Source organism: Ideonella sp. FW305-24 (assembly GCF_058788035.1).
This window is the reverse complement of sequence record NZ_JBYTAI010000013.1, coordinates 103788-123931: the sequence shown is the minus strand read 5'-3', so window position 1 is coordinate 123931 and position 20144 is coordinate 103788. Positions and strand designations below refer to the sequence as shown.

Here is a 20144-nt window from a genome sequence, read left to right as displayed (position 1 = left end):
GCGCAACGAACACCGACTGCCATGCCACCCATCACCACTTCTCCCTTGCCGGCGGCCGAAGCCGCCGTGCCGCGCCGCCGCGTGTGGCTGCGCCCCGCCGCGCGCCAGAAGCTGCTGGCCTTTGCCAGCCTGCTGGCGCTGATGGTCTTCTTCAGCTTCGCCTCCGGCAGCTTCCTGCAGGTGGACAACCTGGTCAGCATCCTGCAGGCCACGGCGGTCAACGGCGTGCTGGCGATCGCCTGCACCTTCGTCATCATCACCTCGGGCATCGACCTGTCGGTCGGCACGCTGATGACCTTCTGCGCGGTGATGGCCGGTGTGTTCCTGACCTACCTGGGCCTGCCGCTGGCGGTGGGCGTGGCCGCGGCGCTGTTCTTCGGCGCCTTGAGCGGCTTCGGCTCGGGCCTGTTGATCGCCAAGCTGAAGATCCCGCCCTTCATCGCCACGCTGGGCATGATGATGCTGCTCAAGGGCCTGTCGCTGGTGATCTCCGGCACCAAGCCGATTTACTTCAACGACACGCCCGGCTTCTCGGCCATTTCGCAGGACTCGCTGATCGGCGACCTGATCCCCGCGCTGCCGATCCCCAACGCGGTGCTGATCCTGTTCATCGTCGCCATCGTCGCCAGCCTGATCCTCAACAAGACCATGCTGGGCCGCTACACCTTCGCGCTGGGCAGCAACGAAGAAGCGGTGCGGCTTTCGGGCGTGAATGTCGACTTCTGGAAGGTCGTCGTCTATTCGCTCAGCGGCGCGATCTGCGGCGTGGCTGGACTCTTGATCGCCTCGCGGCTGAACTCGGCGCAGCCGGCGCTGGGCCAGGGCTACGAGCTGGACGCGATTGCCGCGGTCGTCATCGGCGGCACCTCGCTGTCCGGCGGCACCGGCACCATCCTGGGCACCATCATTGGCGCCTTCATCATGAGCGTGCTGACCAACGGCCTGCGCATCATGAACGTGGCCCAGGAGTGGCAGACAGTGGTGACCGGCGTGATCATCATCCTCGCGGTCTATACCGACATCCTGCGGCGCCGCGCGCGCTGAGGTGCCTCTATTTTCCGTTCCCGTTCGCTTCGATTCCTACAACGACAGGAGACACCACCATGATGAAGAAAACCGTTTCGCAACTTGCCTTGGCCGTGGCCGCCACTTTCGCGCTCGCGGGTGCTGCCAGCGCGCAAGAGGTCTACATCCCGCTGATCTCGAAAGGCTTCCAGCACCAGTTCTGGCAGGCCGTGAAGAGCGGCGCCGAGCAGGCCGGCAAGGACTACAAGGTCAAGATCAGCTTCGAGGGCCCCGAGTCCGAAGCGATGGTGGACAAGCAGATCGACATGCTGTCCGCTGCTCTGGCCAAGAAGCCGGCCGCCATCGGCTTTGCCGCGCTGGACAGCCAGGCCGCGCTGCCGCTCCTGAAGAAGGCCCAGGCCGCGAAGATCCCGGTCATCGCCTTCGACTCCGGCGTGGCCGGCGACATCCCGGTCACCACCGCCAGCACCGACAACAAGGCCGCCGCCTCGCTGGCGGCCGACAAGCTGGCCGAGCTGATCGGCAAGGCCGGCGAAGTGGCCGTCGTGGCCCATGACCAGACCAGCCGTACGGGGGTGGACCGGCGCGACGGTTTCGTGGACCGCATCAAGTCCACCTACCCGAACATCAAGGTCGTCAGCGTGCAGTACGGCGGCGGCGATCACCTGAAGTCCACCGAAATCGCCAAGTCCATCCTGCAGGCCTACCCGAACCTGAAGGGCATCTTCGGCACCAACGAAGGCTCGGCCATCGGCGTGGCCAACGGCGTGCGCGAGATGAAGCGCAAGGTCGTGATCGTCGGCTACGACTCGGGCAAGCAACAGAAGGACGCGATCCGCGACGGCCTGATCGCCGGCTCGATCACGCAGAACCCGGTCGGCATTGGCTACAAGACCGTCGAAGCAGCGGTCAAGGCGCTGAAGGGCGAGAAGCTGCCCAAGGTCATCGACACCGGCTTCTACTGGTACGACAAGACCAACCTCAACGACCCGAAGATCGCCGCGGTGCTCTACGACTGATCTTCGCCTTGCACACGACGCTGTCGTCACGCTCACTCACCGATAAAAGAGGAATCTGAATGAAACTGCTGCGCTACGGCCCCCTGGGCCAGGAAAAACCGGGCCTGCTGGATGCCGAAGGGCGCGTGCGGGATCTTTCCGCCGTGGTGGCCGACATTGCCGGCGATGTGCTCACGCCTGCCGGGCTGGACAAGCTGGCCAGCCTGGACATCGCCTCGCTGCCGCTCGTGCCCGGCACGCCGCAGCAAGACCTGCGGCTGGGCGCCTGCGTCGGCAAGGTCGGCAAGTTCATCTGCATCGGGCTGAACTACGCGGACCACGCCGCCGAGTCCGGCGCGAAGGTGCCGGACGAGCCGGTGGTGTTCAACAAGTGGACCAGCGCCATCGTCGGCCCGAACGACGACGTGGAAATCCCGCGCGGCAGCTCGCGCACCGACTGGGAGGTCGAACTCGGCGTGGTGATTGGCAAGGGCGGCCGCTACATCGACGAGGCCGATGCCATGTCGCACGTCGCCGGCTACTGCGTGGTCAACGACGTCTCCGAGCGCGAGGTCCAGCTGGAGCGCGGCGGCGGCCAGTGGGACAAGGGCAAGGGCCACGACACTTTCGGCCCCATCGGCCCGTGGCTGGTGACTGCAGACGAAGTGCCGGACCCACAGCAGCTCGCGATGTGGCTGGAGGTCGACGGCCGCCGCTTCCAGAACGGCAACACCAGCACCATGGTGTTCGGCGTGAAGAAGCTGGTCAGCTACCTCAGCCAGTTCATGAGCCTGCAGCCGGGCGACATCATCTCCACCGGCACGCCGCCGGGCGTGGGCCTGGGCCAGAAGCCGGTGCCCATCTACCTGAAGGCTGGCCAGACCATGCGCCTGGGCATCCAGGGCCTGGGCGAGCAGCAGCAGCGCACGGTACAGGCCTGAACGCCCGGAACACGCCATGACCACCATTCGTTCCATGCGCGTGCTCGACGTGCGCTTCCCCACGTCCGAGCACCTGGACGGCTCCGACGCGATGAACCCGGACCCGGACTATTCCGCGGCCTACGTGGTGCTGGAGACCGACCAGCCGGGCCTTGAAGGCCACGGCCTGACCTTCACCATCGGCCGCGGCAACGAGATCTGCTGCGCCGCGATCCGCGCGATGGAACACCTGGTCGTCGGCCTGGACCTGGCCTGGATCGCCGAGGACATGGGCCGCTTCTGGCGCCATGTCACGTCCGACAGCCAGCTGCGCTGGATCGGCCCGGACAAGGGTGCCATCCACCTGGCCACCGGCGCGGTGGTGAATGCTGTGTGGGATCTGTGGGCCAAGGCCGAGGGCAAGCCGGTGTGGCAGCTGGTGTCCGACATGACGCCGGAGCAGATCGTCAAGCTGATCGACTTTCGCTACATCACCGACTGCATCACACCCGACGAAGCGCTGGCGCTGTTGCGCGAGCGTGGCGAAGGCAAGGCCGCGCGCCGCGCCGAGCTGCTGGCCAACGGCTACCCCTGCTACACCACCTCGGCCGGCTGGCTGGGCTATGACGACGCGAAGCTGCGCCGCCTGGCGCAGGAGGCGGTGGACGCCGGCTTCTCGCACATCAAGCTGAAGGTGGGCCGTGACAGGGCCGACGACATCCGCCGCGTGCGCATTGCCCGCGAGGTGCTGGGCCCGGACCGCAAGCTGATGATCGATGCCAACCAGGTCTGGGAGGTGGACCAGGCCATCGATTGGCTGCAGGACCTGGCCTTTGCTAAGCCCTGGTTCATCGAGGAGCCGACCAGCCCGGACGACATCGAGGGCCACCGCCGCATCCGCGAAGCGGTGAAGGATTCGATGCAGGTCGCCACCGGCGAGATGTGCCAGAACCGCATCATGTTCAAGCAGCTGATCATGCGCGGCGCGATCGACGTGGTGCAGATCGACGCCTGCCGGCTCGGTGGCCTGAACGAGGTGCTGGCCGTGATGCTGATGGCCGCCAAGCACGGCCTGAAGGTCTGCCCGCATGCCGGCGGCGTGGGCCTGTGCGAGTACGTGCAGCACCTGTCGATGATCGACTACCTGTGCATTGCTGGCACCAAGGAAGGCCGGGTGATCGAGTTCGTGGACCACCTGCACGAGCATTTCGTGGACCCCTGCGTGATCCGCGGCGCGGCCTACCTGCCGCCCACGCGGCCGGGCTATTCGATCGAGATGAAGCCCGAGTCGCTGGCGCACTACACCTTCAAAGGCTGAACATGGACTTGCACCTGCAGGACAAGGTCGTCATCGTCACCGGTGGCGGTGCCGGCATCGGCGGCGCCATCAGCCTGGCGCTGGCGCGCGAAGGCGCCGTGCCGGTGATCTTCGGCCGCAGCCCGCTGTTGCCGGAGTTCGCCGCGCAGCTGGACACGCTGTGCCCACGCCATGCGTTCTTCCAGCTCGAATTGGAGGACGACACCGCCTGCGCGGGTGCCGTGGCCGACACGCTGAGCCGCTTCGGCGGCATCGACGCGCTGGTCAACAACGCCGGCGCCAACGACGGTGTGGGCCTGGATGCTGGCCGCGCCGCCTTCATGCGCTCCCTCGAAGCCAACCTCGTGCACTGCTACGTGATGGCGCACTTGTGCGTCGAGTCCATCAAGCAGCGCCGCGGGTCCATCGTCAACATCTCGTCCAAGACCGCACTCACCGGCCAGGGCGGCACCAGCGGCTACGTGGCCGCCAAGGCCGCGCAGCTGGGCCTGACGCGCGAATGGGCGGCAGCACTGGCACCCTTCGGCGTGCGCGTCAACGCCGTGCTGCCGGCCGAGGTCATGACGCCGCTCTACCAGCGCTGGCTGCAGACCCTGCCCAACCCCGACGAGGCCCTGCAGAACATCACCGCCCGCATCCCGCTGGGCAACCGCATGACGACCGACCAGGAGATCGCCGACATGGTGGTCTTCCTGTTGTCCGACCGCTCGTCCCACACGACGGGCCAGTGGCTGCACCCGGACGGCGGCTACGTGCACCTGGACCGCGCCCTGGGAAAGATGTGATGCGCCACTGCCTGCTGCTGGACCTGAAAGACGACCCGGCCCTGATCGCCGAGTACGAAGCCCACCACCGCCGCATCTGGCCCGAGGTTGCCGCGCACCTGCACGAGCAAGGCGTGCTGTCCATGGAGATTTACCGCCTCGGCACCCGGCTGTGCATGGTCATGGAAACCGACGACGCGGTCTACAACCCCGAGCGCATGGCCCAGGCCCAGGCCGAAGACCCGAAGCTGCGCGAATGGGAAGACCTGATGTGGCGCTTCCAGGCACCTACGCCGTGGACGCCAGCGGGTGAGAAGTGGGTGGCGGCAGCGCGGATTTTCGACTTCGCGGCGCAAGGTTGACGCTCTTGCCGATTTCCTGAACCGCAGGTCCAAGCGATTCCGGGCTCGATTGCTTCGCGATGAAACTCGGCGTGCGCCGAGGCAAAAATCCCCGTTAGCGAATTGGCTCCTTGTATATGATCAACGATCACAAGAGAGCCTGCGGGGAGGATCATGTTTCGATTTTCATATGGCGCAATCATCATTGCGCTGGTGTTTGGCGCTTCCCTGGTATTTGCTGATTCTCCCGGCTGTAAAAGTGAGAGCGGCAGTGCCGATGTTTGCTCTACTTCTGGCGAAATGCGAATGGATCAGGGGGCGGGAGGCTGGGTTTCTCCAGCCGGACCGTTGACAAAGATCGACCTGGCCAAAGATAAGGTTCCGATTGGAAAAGGTTATCCATCTCCGGCGGGGACGTATGAAGGTAATCTGCTGTATGGGCACTTCGACGATACCGGAAATACTTACGACATTGTGGAGTTTGATCCCGTCTTGCGTCGTTTCGATGTATTGGTCAAGGGGCGAAATAACCCCGGCATCATTGCGATGAATCCAGAATATCTGGTGCTGTCCGGATCGGGGCACCCGCCATCCACCCCGGTCGAGGTAATCAAAAGATCGACCGGGCAAGTTGTCAAAAAATTGCGGTTGGGTGACCCGATCTATGCTGGTTATATCGAGAATCAGCACCTGGTCCTGCTGCAGTCGATCTCTGGCTATTTCGAAGAGGTAAAACTAGGTTTTACGCGGTTTGAATTGCCAAGCTTGAAGGTTTCGGATGTGGTATAGATTTCAGGCAAACGCTTGCTATCGGTCGGCGACGAGGGGCTTGTTGCACTGGGTTATCGAAATGGCGGGGAGCAACTATTGTTCTACGACCGAGCTTTGAATGAGCTGGGTCATATTGATCTTCCGCCCCCCGTGGAACCGCTAAAACAGTCTTGCGAGCCAGCAGGATTCTTGCGAGAGCGCAATCTCGCCGTGATTTCGGCGAATTGTGGTGAAATTCTGGTGTTGAACTTGGAGAAGTACGCTGTTGAAAGAGTGTTGCCACGCTATGCTAACTTCTATTCTCTGGCCTTGAGGAATAGGATAATCTATACAACGACTGACCGGCAAGAGGGGGTTGTTGTCTTCGAAGCGGACAGTGGGAAGGAACTGGGGCGACTGCCTGTCTTTGCGCAGAATATTCTGCTAAAACAAGATGTGCTTCTGGCCATGGGTCAATATGTCAGGGGATCAAATGAATGGCCCGTTAGCCTCTACAAGGTAGACGATCAGATCCTGAGAAATGGTATGTGGCGAGAACAGTCAGTTCTGTCTGCATGCGTGGAGGCCAGAAAGATACTTGATCAGACGGGAGATTTCTATGCAGCCAGTGATTTTTGTAGGAAGAGCGGGATTGATGCGCTGCTTGAAGGCCAAGAACCGGTGTCCGAAAAGCTGCGTCCGATTGCAATTGACTATGCGTCGTGGCTCACCAAAACTCTTCACCGCTATGGAGACGGGCTGAAGTGGCTGTCAAAGTTGGATGCTGGACCTGAAAGGGCGAGCGATGTCAGTGAAGCTTCTTTCAAGAAGAAATTCTTCGAGGGACCCAAAGACGTTGATATAGGTTCAAGGGGATTTCAGGGAGAATTTTCGACCGCTGTATCGCAAGGGCGCACGCGCCTGCCATCGTTGAGGTTTGACTTGGGAAAGAGGATGGATGGCGGTGATCTATACTTCTTTCCGAAGTATGTCTACCAATCGATTTGGGGCTGCTATCAAAAAGATGAAGGCGTGAGGGTTCAAGTCTATGAGAGGGCGACATTCAAACGACTGGAGGATATCAAGATCCAGCCGTGTGATGAAATGCAGCAGGACACGGTATTGAGTATTTCTGAGGATAAGGGTAACGTATACGTTCGCACGACTTTTAGGTATGAGGATAAAAAGAGAAATAACTACTTTGTTGTTTCAAAGAAGGATTGGGTTATCCTTAATGCCAAAGTGTTCGATTTAAGTGTGGACAAGTTTCCCGTGACGCAGGGCGTGAACGATGGTGATCTTCACGAACATCAAGTCTCAGTTGAGACAAATTCATTCTTGGTGAAGCAGGAGTACAAGGGTGAAGGCTCGGGATTTCTCCATTCCTTTTATCGCAAGGGCGCGACGCAAGCGGCAGAGCCGGCCGTGACCTTTACCGTCAATGAAGGGGGGGGTTCATCGCCTGAAATTGTGCCTGTACCGAACTCTGATCGCGTCATTGTTATTCGTGGTGCCGATGGCAATGGTGGTCGCCCTTTTCAGTATTTCGATCCGATCAAGAGGGAGACTAAGACGTTCGCAATTTTTCCAAGCCCGCACGGCTGGGTGATCGGTCGATCAGGGTTCTACATCCATGATGGATCGAATATCTTTGTCTTCGATCTGGAGCAATTTTCTCTGAGGGAAGTTTGGCCTTGCTCGATGAGGAGTAATTGCAATGGCGATGGATCGCGGATTTCCGACCTCTATGCGAATGACGGCGACTTGATCGTTCGCACTGAGGCTGGCGCCTCGTACTTGGTTCCTGTCGGAAGATAGGTTGCAGTCAAGCCGTCCTCCGCAGACGGACAGCGTTTTTGGCGGGGACATGTACTCTGGGCGGACATCATGCCCAAACTGCATCGGATACACGCGCGTCGCCGCTTTTTCCTCCGGCGAGCCAAGAAATCTGTTCGGAATGGCGATTGCGACAAGTTTTTTGTTCGCAGGCCGAACTCAGCCTTCGCCCTCCGGCGCATCCGCCAGCAGGAAGTCCCGCAGCAACCGCGCGCTCGGCCCGATGCGCTTGCTGTGCACCAGGAAGATTTCCAGCGACGCGGTTTCAACTTCGGGCAGCACGCGCACCAGCTCGCCCGAGGCGAGCAGCGCGGCTGCGTCGTAGGCGGGCAGGCGGGCGATGCCTTCGCCGGCCAGCACGAAGGCCAGGCGGGAGGCGGCGCTGTCGGTGACGATGTCGCCCTGGACCGGGATCTCGATGGTTTTTCCGTCGTGGCGGGCCGAGAGCGCGCGTTGCGACGGCGGATAGACCACCCAGCGTTGCTGCGCCAGCGCGGCCACCGTGGCCGGCGTGCCGTGGCGGCGCAGGTAGGCGGGTGAGGCGCACAGCATCGTCGGCTCCTTGACCAGGCGGCGGGCCACCAGGTCCGAGTCCGCCAGCGGGCCGGCGCGCACGGCCAGCTCGATGCCGGCCTGCACCAGGTCTATGTTGCTGTCGTTCATCGCCACGTGCAGGCGGATGGACGGGTAGCGTCGGCGGAAGGCCAGCAGGGCCGGCAAGATGCGCCGCTGGCCGAAGTGGTGCGAGCAGGTGATGCGCACTTCGCCGCGCGGTTCGGCGCGCAGCAGCTCCATGCCGCGGATGCCGTCCTGCGCTTCGTCCAGCATGCGCTCGCAGTGCACGCGGAAGGCTTCGCCGGCAGGGGTGAGGCTGAAGCTGCGCGTGCTGCGCTGGGCCAGCGGCACGCCCAGCTTGGCTTCCAGCGCGCCCACATGGTGGCTGACCACCGCCCGCGTCAGCCCCAGCGCCCGGGCGCCGGCCGAGAAGCTGCCGCTGCGCACAACGGTGGCGAAGACGGCCATCGCGCGCAGTTCGTCCAGGATGGGCGATGGGTGGGTGCTCATGGCTTGATTGTCAGATCGGATAAGACAATCAGTCAACTTCCGCGCGTCTACCGTGCAGGTGCCGCTTTCCTTAATCTTCGTTTCATCCGGGAGCCACCGGGTGTCAACCGAAATAGGAGAGTGTCATGAGTGTCAAGCATGTTCTGTTTGTTGTGACAAACACAGCTGTCATCGGCCCGAACAACCGCGCCACCGGGTTCTTCTTCCCCGAGATCGCTCACCCGTTCGAGGAACTGGACAAGGCCGGCATCGCGGTCGAATACGCCACGCTGCAAGGCGGCAAGCCGCCGGAAGATGGTTTCGACGGCAGCGACACCGCGCAGACTGAATTCCTGGCCAGTGCTTCGTACCGCCGCATGGCCCGGAGCCGCAAGCTGTCCGAGGTGGACGTGCTGGACTACGACGCGGTCTTCTTCCCCGGCGGCCTGGGCCCGATGGTGGACATCACCGGCAACCCCGAAGTGCAGGCGGCCGTGCGCCGCGCCTGGGATGGCGGCAAGGTCGTCGCCGCCGTGTGCCATGGCCCGTCTGCGCTGCTGGGCGTGAAGCTGGCGGACGGTTCGCCGCTGGTGCGTGGGCGCAAGGTTGCCGGGTTCTCCACCGCCGAGGAAGACGGCTATGCCCGTGCGGATGTGCCCTTCGACCTGGAAAGCGCGCTGCGCGACGAAGGCGGCCTCTACGAATCGGCCGAACCGTGGCAGCCCAAGCTGGCCGTGGACGGCCGCCTGATCACCGGCCAGAACCCGGCCTCCGGCACGCTGGTCGGCCAAGCCATCGTCCAGGCGCTGAGCGGCAAGGCGGTGGCGTGATGAACGCGGTCGTCACCCCCATCGTGATCGTGGCCCGCTGGCAGATGTCGCCAGAGGCTGTTGACGAGGTGTTGCGCCATGTGGCGGAAGTCCGCGAGGCCACGCTGGCCGAGCCGGGCTGCCTGGGCTACGAAGTCTTCCAGGCGACCGCGAAACTCGGCGAGGTGCTGCTGCTGGAGCACTACCGTGACGATGCGTCACTCCAGGCGCACCGGGAGTCAGCCCACTACCGAGCCGTGGTCGTCGACCGCATCCTGCCGCTGCTGACCCGGCGGCAGGTGGAGATCCTTCGGCCGCATGCCGTGGCCTGAAGGGACCGGTGGCACCGGCCCCGGGCGCCGGCCACCTGTCTCTTTCACTTCGCCGACCTCAGTCGCGCGCCTTCTGCGGCTGCAGCTGCTGGTCCAGGAAGGTCTCCAGCTCGGTGAAAAACGCCAGCCTGTGCGCTTCCCGGCTGAGGTGGTGGTCGCCACCTTCCTGCTCCACATAGCGGTAGGTCTTGCCGGCGCTCTTCAGCGCGCTGGCCATGGTCTGGCTCTGGTCGACCGGCACCACGCGGTCGGCCGTGCCATGCACCAGCAGCACCGGCACGCGAATGCTTCCGGCCTGGCGCGCCGGCGAGGTGGCGCGCAGGCGCTCGCGGTCGCCCCAGGCCTTGCCAATGGTGCGCTCGGCTTCTTCGAGGCCGCCGTGGTACAGGCTCTCGGTGGCGATCAGGTCCGGCAGGTCGGACACGCCGGCGAAGCTCACCGCGCAGCGGTACAGCTCGGGTGTCTTCACCACGCCCATCAGCGCCGCATAGCCGCCATAGCTGGCGCCGACGATGCAGACGCGCGCCGGGTCGGCCAGGTGCTGGCCGGTGGCCCACAGCAGCGTGTCGCTCAGGTCATCCTGCATCTCCAGGCCCCAGCGTTGCAGACCGGCGGCCTTGTGCGCATAGCCGTAGCCGTCCGAGCCCCGGAAATTGACCTGCAGCACCAGGTAGCCGCGGTCGGCGAGGAAGGCGGTCCAGGGGTCGAAGCCGGTGTCGTCGTGGCTGTTGGGTCCGCCGTGCGGCAGCAGCACGGTGGGCAGCGGCGGGCCGGCGTCACCGAGCTTGCGGCCCAGCGGCAGCGTGGCAAATGCGACCAGCGGCAGCCCGTCGCGCGCCTTCAGCGTCACCGGCACCTTGTGCGCCAAGCGGTCCGGGTCCAGGTCCGGGTAGGTCTCGGCCAGCAGGGTCAGCTCGCCGCTGCGCCGGTCGCCCAGGTAGTACTCGCCTGGTTGGCCATTGCCCTCGGAATAGATCAGGTAGCGCTGCTCGTCGTGGTTGATGTCCAGCAGCAGGTTGTCCCGTTCGGGCAGGCCCTTGTCGATGGCCTTCAGCGTGTTGCGCCAGGTGGCGTTCCACATCGCAGGCCGCGTCTCGTCGGTGGCGTCGGCTTCTTCGTCGGCCCCGCTGCGCAGGCCCAGCACCTCGCCGGTGAGCGGCGAGCGCAGCAGCCAGCCGCCCACGTCGGCATGCGGGTCGGCCAGGCGCAGTTGGCGCGGCAGCGCGGCGTCGTCCAGGCGCACCGTGAACACCGCCAGCCGGTCCTCGTGGTAGGCCTTGATGTAAAGCTCCTGCGGGTCCTGCCCGAAGCCCATCGGCCAGACGCGGTCCTTCATTTCAGTGCTGCGCCACAGCGTGCGCCAGCGCTTGCCGTCCGGGTCGCAGGCACGGACCTCGATCACGCCATCGTCTTCCTGCAGGCCCACCCGCACGCGGCCCTGGGCGTCGCTGAGCCAGCGCATCACCAGCCGCTCAGGCCCCTTCACCATCACGCGCTCGCCGGTGTTCACGTCCACCTTGTAGACCGCCGGGTTGACCGAGCCCGGCCCGTTGAGCTGCAGCAGCACGTGCTGGCCGTCCTGCGGCAGCCAGTCGAGCACGCGGTCCTGGATTTGCTGCGAAGGCGCGTTGCCCAAAATGCTGCCGGAGGGCACCGGGTTGCGCACCAGGTTCACCGAGCCGCTGCCATCGACCTTGACCGACAGCAAGCGCGTCTCGACAGTGGCCACGAAATCGCGCCGCGAGGCAAAGCGCACGCTGGCCAGCACCCGCTCGTTGTTGACCCAGTGAATCCAGTTGAACGAGAACTCCTGGTTGTCGGTCGTCAACAGCGCGCGCGGCTTGTTGCCGGTCACCGGACGGGTGATCAGCACCGTCTTGCCGCCGGTGTTCATCAGCGCCGCGATTTGCTGCCCGTCCGGCGACAGCCTCACGTCCGACAACAGCGGCAGGCTGGCGAAACTTGTCAGCGGCTGCCGGTCAACCTTGGCCGCAATCGGCGGGCTTTCAGCCGCTGCGGCAACGGTGGAGAAAAGGGCGACCCAGGCGAGGGTCACGGAGGCAGCTGCAATGTGCAGCACGCGGCCAGCATGCCAACGCGGCAGCGGCTTGGAATGTTCGAATCGCATCGATGAAGCAGGGAAGCCAGTCGTCAGCCGGCGATTGTCGGGGCTGGACTGCGTGCACCCACATCCTCGACCGTCCTCACCCATACCGATGAATCACCCGGTACCCTTGGTTGGACTCCATCAGCACGTAGCCTTCGCTGCGCCAGGTCAGCGGGCCGTCGACCTGGGCGCCGGGGGCGGCCATGCGGGTGCGGGCGACCGTGACGTGGGGTTGGTAGGTGCGGGGTTCCAGCGCGAAGCCGGCCTGGGTTGCGGCGGTGGCGAGGGCGGCGTGCAGGACCCGCAGTTCTTCCGGGACGCTGGTGGGCGCCAGCACGGCGACGCCGGCTCGGGGCCAGGTTTCGACGTGGGTCAGTGACAGGTCCAGTTGCAGGCGCGGGGCGGGCACGTTGAGCTGCGGGACCAGGTCGCCCACCGTGGCGCGGGGCACGGCGCCGAGGAAAAGCAGCGTGATGTGCAGGTCGTCGCGGCGGTAGATGCGCGCGTCTTCGGGCCAGGTGCAGCGGCGCTGCCAGGCCACGATGGCGCGGGTGGTGTCTTCGTCAGGCACCAGGGCCAGGAAGAGGCGGGCGTCGGGCATGTTCGGGGGCGTGTGTCAGCGCTTCAGGAAGTCAATGCCGCCGGGGCGGTCCGCGAGATGCAGCCGGGTCTCCAGCGGCGGGCTCTCGGCCAGCATGCGGCCCTGGCGCCACACGCCCAGGCGGTGCGCGCGCAGCCGGATGGCCTCGACGGGATCTTGCGCCTGCAGCAGCACGAAGCTGGCTTCGCGGCCGACGGCGAGGCCGAAACTCTCTTCCAGCCCCAGCAGGCGCGCCGGGTTCGTCGTCACCGCTTCGAAGCATTGGCGCATCGCCGCCTGGCTGGTCATCTGCGCCACGTGCAGGCCCATGTGGGCGACCTCCAGCATGTCGCCACTGCCCAGGCTGTACCAGGGGTCCATCACGCAGTCGTGGCCGAAGGCGACGGTGAGGCCGGCGGCCATCAGTTCGGGCACACGGGTCATGCCGCGGCGCTTGGGGTAGCTGTCGTGCCGGCCCTGCAGCGTGATGTTGATCAGCGGGTTGGCGACCACGCCCAGCTGCGCCTCGGCCATCAGCGGGATCAGCTTGGAGACGTAGTAGTTGTCCATGCTGTGCATGGAGGTCAGGTGCGAGCCGGTGACGCGGCCGTGCAGGCCCAGGCGGTGGGTCTCGAAGGCCAGGGTTTCGACGTGGCGCGACAGCGGGTCGTCGCTCTCGTCGCAGTGCATGTCCACGCGCTTGCCCAGCTCCGCGGCCAGTTCGCAGAGCCGCTTCACGCTCAAGGCGCCCTGTTCGGCCGTGCGCTCGAAATGCGGAATGCCACCGACCACGTCCACGCCGCGGCGCAGCGCTTCTTTCAGCAGGTCCATCGCGCCCGGCGCGCGCAGCACGCCGTCCTGCGGGAAGGCGACCAGTTGCAGGTCCAGGTAGGGCGACACGCGGCGCTTGACTTCCAGCAGCGCGTCCACCGCAAGCAGCCGCGGGTCGCACACGTCCACATGCGTGCGGATCGCCAGCAGGCCCTTGGCGACCGCCCAGTCGCAATAGGCCAGCGCGCGTTCGACCAGCGCCTCCTGTGTCAGATCGGGTTTCAGTTCGCCCCACAGCGCGATGCCTTCCAGCAGCGTGCCGCTCTGGTTGACGCGGGGCAGGCCGTAGCTGAGCGTCGCGTCCATGTGGAAATGGGCGTCGACAAACGGTGCGCTGAGCAGCATGCCCTGCGCGTCGACCGTCTGGGCCGCGGGGGCGTGGTCGGGCGTCAGGTGCGGGCCGATGTCGGCGATCAGGCCGTCCTGCACGGCCACGCCAATTTGGCGGCGACCGTCGGGCAGGGTGGCGTCGTGGATCAGCAGGTCGAGCATGGGGAAAGGTTATCGCAGTTCGGTGGCCGGGCTGGCGGCGGGCCTGTCACCCGTTCGGGCCAAAGACGCGAGTCAACAACGCGCGGCCCACCGGGTGCTGCGGCAGCCAGTCGGCGTGCGCAGGGTCGCGCAGCACCATGGCCAGCATGCCGCAGCGTTCGTCGCAGGCCTGGCGCAGCAGCTCGGCGGCGCGGTCCACCTCGCCCAGTGCGGCCAGTGAAGCGGCATACAGCGTGGCCTCGCCGGTGCTGGTGCGCGCACACATCAGCGAGGCGTCGATGATGTCCAGTGCCGCTTCGCGCTGGCCCAGGCGCGCCAGCACGAAGGACGAGATGGTCCAGACGTAGGGCGGCGTGTCGTGGCCTTCGATCAAGCGCAGCGTCGGCGCAGCCAGCGCTGGCTCCGGCGCCACCATGGCCCGCATGGACAGTGCAAACGCGCCGATCAGCAGCTGGCCCGGGTGGTCGGCCACGGCAGCGTCGGCCTCGGCCAGCGCTTCGGCACCGTGTCCGGCCTGCACCAGCGCCCGGGACAAGGACATGCGCAGCATCAGCGAATGCGGCGACTGCTGCCGGGCCCGGCGCAATTGCTCGACGGCCAGTGCCGGTCGGTCGGTGAACAGCAGGTGGCGGGCGTGCAGCAGCAGCGTGTCCGGATCGTTGGCGCCAATTTTCAGTGCGCGCGCATGGGCCACCTCGGCATCGGCAAAACGCCAGGCCATGTCCAGCAGGCAGCCGCGGGCGGCGTCCAGGCCGGGCGTGGCGGGATCGCGCGCCGCGGCATCGTCCAGCGCCTGCAGCCCTTCGGCAACCGCTGCGTCGGTGTCGGACTGGCCCCAGCCGATGGCGGCAGCCAGCGCGTCGCCCAGTGCCACTGCGGCCGGCGTGTAGTCCGGGTGGGTACTCAGCAGCTCGCGCAGCAGTGCGATGGCCCGGCCCAGGGCCTCCGGCGTGCGCTGCTGGGCCAGCTGGCGCGCGTGGATGTAGGCGTCCAGCGTGCTCGCGGAAGGCTGGGCCGGGCGCGTCGCGGGGCCTGCGGGCAGCGCGGTTTCGCTGCTGAGCCGGTAGCCTGTGCCGTAGACCGACTCGATCTGCCAGCCATGCGGGGCCAGCGCCTGCCGCAGCCGGCTGATGCAGCGCGCCAGGCTTTCGTCGGACATGTCCCCGCCGCGCCAGGCCACGGCCGCGAAATCGTTTTTCGCGACCACGGCCGGCTGCCGCTGCAGCAGCAGCGACAGCGCCGCGCGCTCCTTGGGCGGCAGGCGCAGCGGCTGGTCGCCGAGCTGGGGGAAACCAGCAGTGTCCAGGGTCAAGGTGTCGGCAGGCATGGCAGGAAAACTGGCGGGCAGGGCGTGTCCGTCATGATCTGGTCAAGATTGCCACAAGCCGGGCTTCTAGCATCCAGGCTTCTTTCTGATTGTTTCGGAGCCATTTCATGAAACGTTCTCTGCAAGTCCTGGGCGCGGTGTTGGTCGGCTGGGGCATGCTGGCTGGCAGCAGCTGGGCGGCTGGCCCTGTTGCCACCCAGCTGGCGGTGCCGACCGCCGCGGCCAAACAGGTGCTGATCGACACCGGCGCGCCCGGTGGCTGGTTCGGCTACTGGGGCTTCGACATCTACACCGAGCAGACCGTGGGCGCCCGCTTCACGGTGCCGGTGGACAGCGACTTCAAGCTCTCGCGCATCGGCATCTGGCTGATGAACAACTCTGACGTCGACCAGGCCAAGATCAAGCTGACCCTGCAGACCGACGCGCTGGACGAAGGCGGCGGCGAGAGCCTGCCCAGCGGCCACAAGCTGGAACACTGGACCGCACCGGTGGCCACCTTCGGCTGGACCCCCGTGCAGCAGTTCTTCAGCAGCGAAAAGACGCCGCGCCTGAAGGCCGGCCACAGCTACTGGGTGGTGGCCGAGTCCAAGGCCAAGGCGCTGAAGAACGCCGTGTGGGTCACCGCCGCCGAAGGCCTGCTGTTCACCAGCACCACCTACCAGGGCGCCTGGCAGACCGGCGGCGAAGGTGCCGCACTGACGCTGAGCGTCGACGCCAAGCCCGTCGCCCCGAAGTGATGCGCGGCTGAGGCGAGGGTCGCCCGGCCGGGGTGCGCGGGTTCACAATGGGCCATGCCCGCCTCACCGCCAGCCTCGGCAGCCCCGTCTGCTCCCGCCGACCCTGAGCGCGCGCCGCCTGGCGCCGCCGAACCGCCGCGGCCCGAGGCTGCCGGCAGCCACCCGGTTGCCGATGTTGCGGCCTGCCAAGGCCCCGGCCCCTGGCCCGTGCGCGTGCTGGCCCGCGACTGGGTGCTCTGGCGCGATGCCGCAGGCAGCCTGCGCGCAGCGCCTGACCAATGCCCCCACCGCGGCGCGCAACTCTCGCTCGGCCGGGTGGCTGCCGGCGAGTTGCAGTGCCCATACCACGGCTGGCGTTTTGCCGGCAACGGCCACTGCGTTGCGGTGCCGGCCGTGCCCGGCTTCGTGCCGCCCGCCTCGCACCGCTTGCACTGCGCCAGCCTGGCCGAGGCGCGCGGCCTGGTCTGGTTGCGGCCAGACGGCGGGCCGGTCCAGCTGCCCAGCTTCGATGCCGAGGCGGACGCCGGCCTGCACCGCCTGAACGTCGGCCCTTTCGACGTGGCGGCCAGCGCGCCGCGCATCGTCGAGAACTTCCTGGACCTGGCGCACTTCGGCCTGGTGCATGCGGGCTGGCTGGGCGACGCCGAGCACCTGCAGGTGCCGGACTACCAGGTCGAAATCGTGCCGGCCGACGCCACCACGGGCCGCGCCGAAGCCTTGCGCATCAGCGGCTGCAAGGCCTGGCAGCCGCGTGCCCATGAAGCCGCTGCCGAGGGCGCCTGGGTCGACTACGTCTACCACCTGCCCGCGCCGTATGCCGCGGTGCTGGAGAAGGTGCCCGCACTTGATGACGGTCACCGCGAGGCCATCGCGCTGCTGATCTGCCCGCTCGATGAAGAACGCAGCCGCGTCTGGTTCCGTCTCGCGGTGCCAGCAGAAGGCGGCGTGTCGCCCGAGCGCGAGGCGGCGTTGCGCGAGTTTCAGCAGGCCATCTTCCTGCAGGACCGGCCGGTGCTCGAATCCCAACGCCCGCGCCGCCTGCCGCTGGGCCTGACCGACGAAGGCCGCATGGCACGTGAAGTGCACAGTGCGGCCGACAAGGCTTCCGCCGCCTACCGGCGCTACCTGCGCCGCCACCTGATCACCTTTGGAGTCTGCTGATGCCAGCCGTTCCTGCTGTTGCCGCTGCCGCCCCGTCCGTTCCGCTGGACGACACGCTGTTCGACCGCATTCCGCGCGCCGCGCTGCCGGCGCTGCTGGCCCGCATGCCCAAGGCCGAACTGCACATCCACATCGAAGGCTCGCTGGAGCCGGAGCTGATCTTCAAGCTCGCGCAGCGCAACCAGGTGGCCCTGCGCTACGCCAGCGTCGAAGCGCTGCGCCAGGCTTATGCCTTCACCGACCTGCAGAGCTTCCTGGACATCTACTACGCCGGCGCCAGCGTGCTGCTGCAGGAGCAGGACTTCTACGACATGGCCTGGGCCTACTTCGAGAAGGCCAAGGCGGACAACGTGGTGCACGCCGAGCTGTTCTTCGACCCGCAGACCCACACTGCCCGCGGCGTGGCCATGGAGACCGTGATGCGCGGCCTGTCGCGCGCCTGCAATGACGCGCACGACCAGCTGGGCGTCAGCGGCGCGCTGATCCTGTGCTTCCTGCGCCACCTCAGCGAGGAAGATGCGTTTGCCACGCTGGAGGAGGCTGAGCCCTTCCTGGAGCTGTTCATCGGCGTGGGCCTGGACAGTTCCGAGCGCGGCCATCCTCCCGGGAAGTTCGAGCGTGTGTTCGCCCGCGCGAAGGAACTGGGCCTGCACCGCGTGGCCCACGCTGGCGAAGAAGGCCCGGCCGCGTACGTGCGTGACGCACTGGACCTGCTGGGCGCGCAGCGCATCGACCACGGCGTGCGCAGCATCGACGATCCGGCGCTGATGCGCCGCCTCGCCGCCGAGCAGATCCCGCTCACCGTCTGCCCGCTGTCCAACCTGAAGCTCTGCGTCGTGGGCACGCTGGCCGACCACCCGCTGCCCGCGCTGCTCGCCGCCGGCCTGGTCGCCACCCTCAACTCCGACGATCCCGCCTACTTCGGCGGTTACCTGAACCAGAACTACCTCGAAACTTTTGAAGCCTTGCCCCAGCTCGGCGCCCGCGAGGCCTACCTCCTGGCCCGCAACAGCTTCGACGCCAGCTTCGTCAGCGACCTGCGCAAGGAGCGCTGGACGGAGATGCTGGATGCGGTGTTCGTGGAGGCCGCGGCGTAGGCTGAGTCGCGGCTGGGCGGAGCACCGCACGGCTGCCGGGTTGAAGTTCTAGGACATTCGTCCTAATATGCGAACGCCATGTTCCGCAGCCCTTCGTCTTCGACCCCTGCCGCAGCGTCAGCCAGCGTCGGCACGCGCGAGCTCATCGTTCGGGCCGCAGATCGGCTTTTCTATGAGCAGGGCTTTGAGCGCACTTCGTTCGCTGACATCGCCGCTGAGGTGAAGATTTCGCGCGGCAACTTCTACCACCACTTCAAGGCCAAGGACGAGATCCTCTCGGCGGTCATCGCGCACCGCAAGGCTGCCACGCAGGCCATGTTGGACGACTGGACTGGTCGGGCGCTCACGCCGCTTGAGCGTCTGCGTTGCTTCGCTGACATGCTGATCCAGAACCGAGAGGCCATCCAGCGCTTCGGCTGTCCGGTGGGTACCCTGTGCGCCGAGCTGTCCAAGCTGGATCACGCCTCGCAGGCGGACGCCAGCATGATCTTCAGCCAGTTCCGCAGCTGGCTGCGCGAGCAGTTCCAGGCCCTGGGTCGCGAGCCGGATGCGGATGCGCTGGCCCTGCACCTGCTGGCTCGCAGCCAAGGCATTGCCTCGCTGGCCCATGCGTTCCGTGACGAAGCCTTCATCCGCCGTGAGGTGGACCTGGTCGAGGCTTGGCTGGCTTCGCTGCGGCCTCAGCCGGCCGCGTAAGAACTCTTTCTTTCCCTCAATCCCGCAGGAGGCTTTGGTGATGTATGTCGTATTCCTTCGTTTCGGCCCGAACCGCACGCAGGCCAGGCAATGGATGGCCGCGCATGGCGAGTGGATCCAGCAGGGCATCGACGATGGCGTGTTCTTCATGGCTGGCTCACTGGACAATGCCCAGGGTGGCGCGTTGCTGGCTCGGGCGGGCTCGCGCGAAGACTTGATGGCGCGGCTGCAGCAGGACCCATTTGTCGCGCACGGCGTGGTGCAGGCCGAGGTGCATGGCGTCGCCCCCTCGCGCGCTGCGCCGGCTTTCCAGGCGGTGCTGGAAGCGGCATGACGTCCGGGCAGACGCTGCCCGGCACCGATGGCCAACCGCGCTGCCGCTGGTGCGCCGCGGCGCCCGAGTTTCAGGCGTACCACGACACCGAATGGGGTTTCCCGGTGTCAGACGATGTGCGGCTGTTCGAGAAGCTTTGCCTGGAGGGTTTCCAGTCTGGTCTGAGTTGGCGAACCATCCTGGCCAAGCGGGAGAACTTTCGCCGTGCCTTTGAGGGCTTTGACTTCCACCGCGTGGCCCGCTTTGGCGAACCTGAAGTCGAGCGCTTGCTGGGCGACGCAGGCATCGTGCGCCATCGCGGCAAGATTGAAGCCGTGATCCACAACGCCGCGCATGCGGTGGCCTTGCAGGCTGAGCGGGGTTCGCTGGCGGCCTACCTCTGGTGCTTCGAGGCCGATCCGGCCAAAGCCGCGCCGGCGCAGGCCGTCTCGGTGTCGGCCGAGTCCATCGCGCTGTCAAAGGACCTGAAAAAACGCGGCTGGAAGTTCGTCGGCCCCACCACCGTCTACGCCTTCATGCAGGCCGTGGGGCTGGTCAATGACCACGTGCCCGGCTGCGTGATGGCGGGCCCTGCCCGCGAAGCCCGCAAGCAGTTTGCCGGGCCGCGTTGAACGACAGGCAGGCGCCACTGCGCCTGTGCCTTG

21 protein-coding genes are annotated in these 20144 nt (G+C 66.1%); 16 read left to right on the top strand and 5 right to left on the bottom strand.

Going from position 1 to position 20144, the window contains the following annotated elements:
• Positions 1–21: 21 nt before the first annotated feature.
• The 8 genes from AC3WR5_RS26605 to AC3WR5_RS26570 all read left to right on the top strand — a co-directional run bounded on the left by AC3WR5_RS26605 (position 22) and on the right by AC3WR5_RS26570 (position 7935).
• Positions 22–1044, top strand: coding sequence for an ABC transporter permease (locus AC3WR5_RS26605; protein WP_492488396.1), 1023 nt, complete (start codon positions 22–24; stop codon positions 1042–1044).
• 59 nt (positions 1045–1103) lie between these two features.
• Positions 1104–2045, top strand: a complete 942-nt coding sequence (locus tag AC3WR5_RS26600) for an ABC transporter substrate-binding protein (protein WP_492488394.1) — start codon at positions 1104–1106, stop codon at positions 2043–2045.
• A gap of 59 nt (positions 2046–2104) precedes the next feature.
• Entirely contained in the window at positions 2105–2965 is an 861-nt protein-coding gene (locus AC3WR5_RS26595; protein ID WP_492488392.1) for an ureidoglycolate lyase, read from the top strand.
• Between the two features lie 16 nt (positions 2966–2981).
• Positions 2982–4262 (top strand): L-fuconate dehydratase, encoded by a 1281-nt coding sequence (locus tag AC3WR5_RS26590; RefSeq protein ID WP_141287593.1) that lies wholly within the window; start codon positions 2982–2984, stop codon positions 4260–4262.
• A gap of 2 nt (positions 4263–4264) precedes the next feature.
• On the top strand, positions 4265–5047 hold the full coding sequence (locus AC3WR5_RS26585) for an L-fucose dehydrogenase (protein ID WP_492488390.1): 783 nt from the start codon (positions 4265–4267) through the stop codon (positions 5045–5047).
• Positions 5047–5388, top strand: a complete 342-nt coding sequence (locus AC3WR5_RS26580; protein WP_492488388.1) for an L-rhamnose mutarotase — start codon at positions 5047–5049, stop codon at positions 5386–5388. The genes AC3WR5_RS26585 and AC3WR5_RS26580 overlap by 1 nt, the downstream gene beginning before the upstream one ends.
• A gap of 153 nt (positions 5389–5541) precedes the next feature.
• A complete protein-coding gene (locus AC3WR5_RS26575) occupies positions 5542–6156 on the top strand; it encodes a hypothetical protein (RefSeq protein WP_492488386.1) in 615 nt (204 codons plus the stop codon).
• A gap of 15 nt (positions 6157–6171) precedes the next feature.
• Positions 6172–7935 carry a hypothetical protein gene (locus AC3WR5_RS26570; protein WP_492488384.1) on the top strand — a complete coding sequence of 588 codons (1764 nt, stop codon included), beginning with the start codon at positions 6172–6174 and terminating at the stop codon, positions 7933–7935.
• A gap of 177 nt (positions 7936–8112) precedes the next feature.
• On the opposite strand, the gene AC3WR5_RS26565 is transcribed toward AC3WR5_RS26570, so the two are convergent.
• The gene (locus AC3WR5_RS26565) at positions 8113–9018 is read right to left on the bottom strand and encodes a LysR family transcriptional regulator (protein WP_492488383.1); all 906 of its coding nucleotides are present in this window, start codon (positions 9016–9018) and stop codon (positions 8113–8115) included.
• Positions 9019–9170: 152 nt separating this feature from the next.
• Between AC3WR5_RS26565 and AC3WR5_RS26560 the strand changes: the two genes are divergently transcribed.
• Positions 9171–9827, top strand: a complete 657-nt coding sequence (locus AC3WR5_RS26560) for a type 1 glutamine amidotransferase domain-containing protein (RefSeq protein WP_492488381.1) — start codon at positions 9171–9173, stop codon at positions 9825–9827.
• Positions 9827–10138, top strand: a complete 312-nt coding sequence (locus AC3WR5_RS26555; protein WP_492488379.1) for an antibiotic biosynthesis monooxygenase family protein — start codon at positions 9827–9829, stop codon at positions 10136–10138. Before AC3WR5_RS26560 ends, AC3WR5_RS26555 begins: the two co-directional genes overlap by 1 nt.
• Before the next feature lie 58 nt (positions 10139–10196).
• Here the strand turns inward: AC3WR5_RS26555 and AC3WR5_RS26550 are convergent, their stop codons facing one another.
• The 4 genes from AC3WR5_RS26550 to AC3WR5_RS26535 form a co-directional block, all read right to left on the bottom strand.
• Positions 10197–12266 (bottom strand): S9 family peptidase, encoded by a 2070-nt coding sequence (locus AC3WR5_RS26550; protein ID WP_492488378.1) that lies wholly within the window; start codon positions 12264–12266, stop codon positions 10197–10199.
• Positions 12267–12342: 76 nt separating this feature from the next.
• The gene (gene thpR / locus AC3WR5_RS26545) at positions 12343–12846 is read right to left on the bottom strand and encodes an RNA 2',3'-cyclic phosphodiesterase (RefSeq protein WP_492488376.1); all 504 of its coding nucleotides are present in this window, start codon (positions 12844–12846) and stop codon (positions 12343–12345) included.
• Between the two features lie 15 nt (positions 12847–12861).
• Positions 12862–14148 (bottom strand): amidohydrolase family protein, encoded by a 1287-nt coding sequence (locus AC3WR5_RS26540; RefSeq protein ID WP_141290803.1) that lies wholly within the window; start codon positions 14146–14148, stop codon positions 12862–12864.
• Positions 14149–14194: 46 nt separating this feature from the next.
• Entirely contained in the window at positions 14195–15475 is a 1281-nt protein-coding gene (locus AC3WR5_RS26535; RefSeq protein WP_492488374.1) for a winged helix-turn-helix domain-containing protein, read from the bottom strand.
• 107 nt (positions 15476–15582) lie between these two features.
• On the opposite strand from AC3WR5_RS26535, the gene AC3WR5_RS26530 reads away from it, so the two are divergent.
• From AC3WR5_RS26530 to AC3WR5_RS26505, 6 genes are all read left to right on the top strand, one after another.
• Positions 15583–16212, top strand: a complete 630-nt coding sequence (locus AC3WR5_RS26530) for a hypothetical protein (protein WP_231011900.1) — start codon at positions 15583–15585, stop codon at positions 16210–16212.
• A 54-nt stretch (positions 16213–16266) separates the two neighbouring features.
• Positions 16267–17373, top strand: coding sequence for a Rieske 2Fe-2S domain-containing protein (locus AC3WR5_RS26525; protein ID WP_492488371.1), 1107 nt, complete (start codon positions 16267–16269; stop codon positions 17371–17373).
• A complete protein-coding gene (locus AC3WR5_RS26520) occupies positions 17373–18470 on the top strand; it encodes an adenosine deaminase (protein WP_492488369.1) in 1098 nt (365 codons plus the stop codon). The genes AC3WR5_RS26525 and AC3WR5_RS26520 overlap by 1 nt, the downstream gene beginning before the upstream one ends.
• Positions 18471–18548: 78 nt before the next feature.
• Positions 18549–19166 (top strand): TetR/AcrR family transcriptional regulator, encoded by a 618-nt coding sequence (locus AC3WR5_RS26515; RefSeq protein ID WP_492488367.1) that lies wholly within the window; start codon positions 18549–18551, stop codon positions 19164–19166.
• A 40-nt stretch (positions 19167–19206) separates the two neighbouring features.
• A complete protein-coding gene (locus AC3WR5_RS26510) occupies positions 19207–19500 on the top strand; it encodes a YciI family protein (protein WP_492488366.1) in 294 nt (97 codons plus the stop codon).
• The gene (locus AC3WR5_RS26505) at positions 19497–20111 is read left to right on the top strand and encodes a DNA-3-methyladenine glycosylase I (RefSeq protein ID WP_492488364.1); all 615 of its coding nucleotides are present in this window, start codon (positions 19497–19499) and stop codon (positions 20109–20111) included. The genes AC3WR5_RS26510 and AC3WR5_RS26505 overlap by 4 nt, the downstream gene beginning before the upstream one ends.
• Positions 20112–20144: the final 33 nt, after the last annotated feature.

Bases quoted from the DNA above. Each gene is read 5' to 3' on its own strand.
- thpR (WP_492488376.1), bottom strand. From the start codon at position 12,846: ATGCCCGACGCCCGCCTCTTCCTGGCCCTGGTGCCTGACGAAGACACC.
- AC3WR5_RS26550 (WP_492488378.1), bottom strand. From the start codon at position 12,266: ATGCGATTCGAACATTCCAAGCCGCTGCCGCGTTGGCATGCTGGCCGC.
- AC3WR5_RS26595 (WP_492488392.1), top strand. From the start codon at position 2,105: ATGAAACTGCTGCGCTACGGCCCCCTGGGCCAGGAAAAACCGGGCCTG.
- AC3WR5_RS26580 (WP_492488388.1), top strand. From the start codon at position 5,047: ATGCGCCACTGCCTGCTGCTGGACCTGAAAGACGACCCGGCCCTGATC.
- AC3WR5_RS26600 (WP_492488394.1), top strand. From the start codon at position 1,104: ATGATGAAGAAAACCGTTTCGCAACTTGCCTTGGCCGTGGCCGCCACT.
- AC3WR5_RS26520 (WP_492488369.1), top strand. From the start codon at position 17,373: ATGCCAGCCGTTCCTGCTGTTGCCGCTGCCGCCCCGTCCGTTCCGCTG.
- AC3WR5_RS26515 (WP_492488367.1), top strand. From the start codon at position 18,549: ATGTTCCGCAGCCCTTCGTCTTCGACCCCTGCCGCAGCGTCAGCCAGC.
- AC3WR5_RS26575 (WP_492488386.1), top strand. From the start codon at position 5,542: ATGTTTCGATTTTCATATGGCGCAATCATCATTGCGCTGGTGTTTGGC.
- AC3WR5_RS26555 (WP_492488379.1), top strand. From the start codon at position 9,827: ATGAACGCGGTCGTCACCCCCATCGTGATCGTGGCCCGCTGGCAGATG.
- AC3WR5_RS26525 (WP_492488371.1), top strand. From the start codon at position 16,267: ATGCCCGCCTCACCGCCAGCCTCGGCAGCCCCGTCTGCTCCCGCCGAC.
- AC3WR5_RS26590 (WP_141287593.1), top strand. From the start codon at position 2,982: ATGACCACCATTCGTTCCATGCGCGTGCTCGACGTGCGCTTCCCCACG.
- AC3WR5_RS26540 (WP_141290803.1), bottom strand. From the start codon at position 14,148: ATGCTCGACCTGCTGATCCACGACGCCACCCTGCCCGACGGTCGCCGC.
- AC3WR5_RS26505 (WP_492488364.1), top strand. From the start codon at position 19,497: ATGACGTCCGGGCAGACGCTGCCCGGCACCGATGGCCAACCGCGCTGC.
- AC3WR5_RS26530 (WP_231011900.1), top strand. From the start codon at position 15,583: ATGAAACGTTCTCTGCAAGTCCTGGGCGCGGTGTTGGTCGGCTGGGGC.
- AC3WR5_RS26585 (WP_492488390.1), top strand. From the start codon at position 4,265: ATGGACTTGCACCTGCAGGACAAGGTCGTCATCGTCACCGGTGGCGGT.
- AC3WR5_RS26510 (WP_492488366.1), top strand. From the start codon at position 19,207: ATGTATGTCGTATTCCTTCGTTTCGGCCCGAACCGCACGCAGGCCAGG.
- AC3WR5_RS26535 (WP_492488374.1), bottom strand. From the start codon at position 15,475: ATGCCTGCCGACACCTTGACCCTGGACACTGCTGGTTTCCCCCAGCTC.
- AC3WR5_RS26565 (WP_492488383.1), bottom strand. From the start codon at position 9,018: ATGAGCACCCACCCATCGCCCATCCTGGACGAACTGCGCGCGATGGCC.
- AC3WR5_RS26605 (WP_492488396.1), top strand. From the start codon at position 22: ATGCCACCCATCACCACTTCTCCCTTGCCGGCGGCCGAAGCCGCCGTG.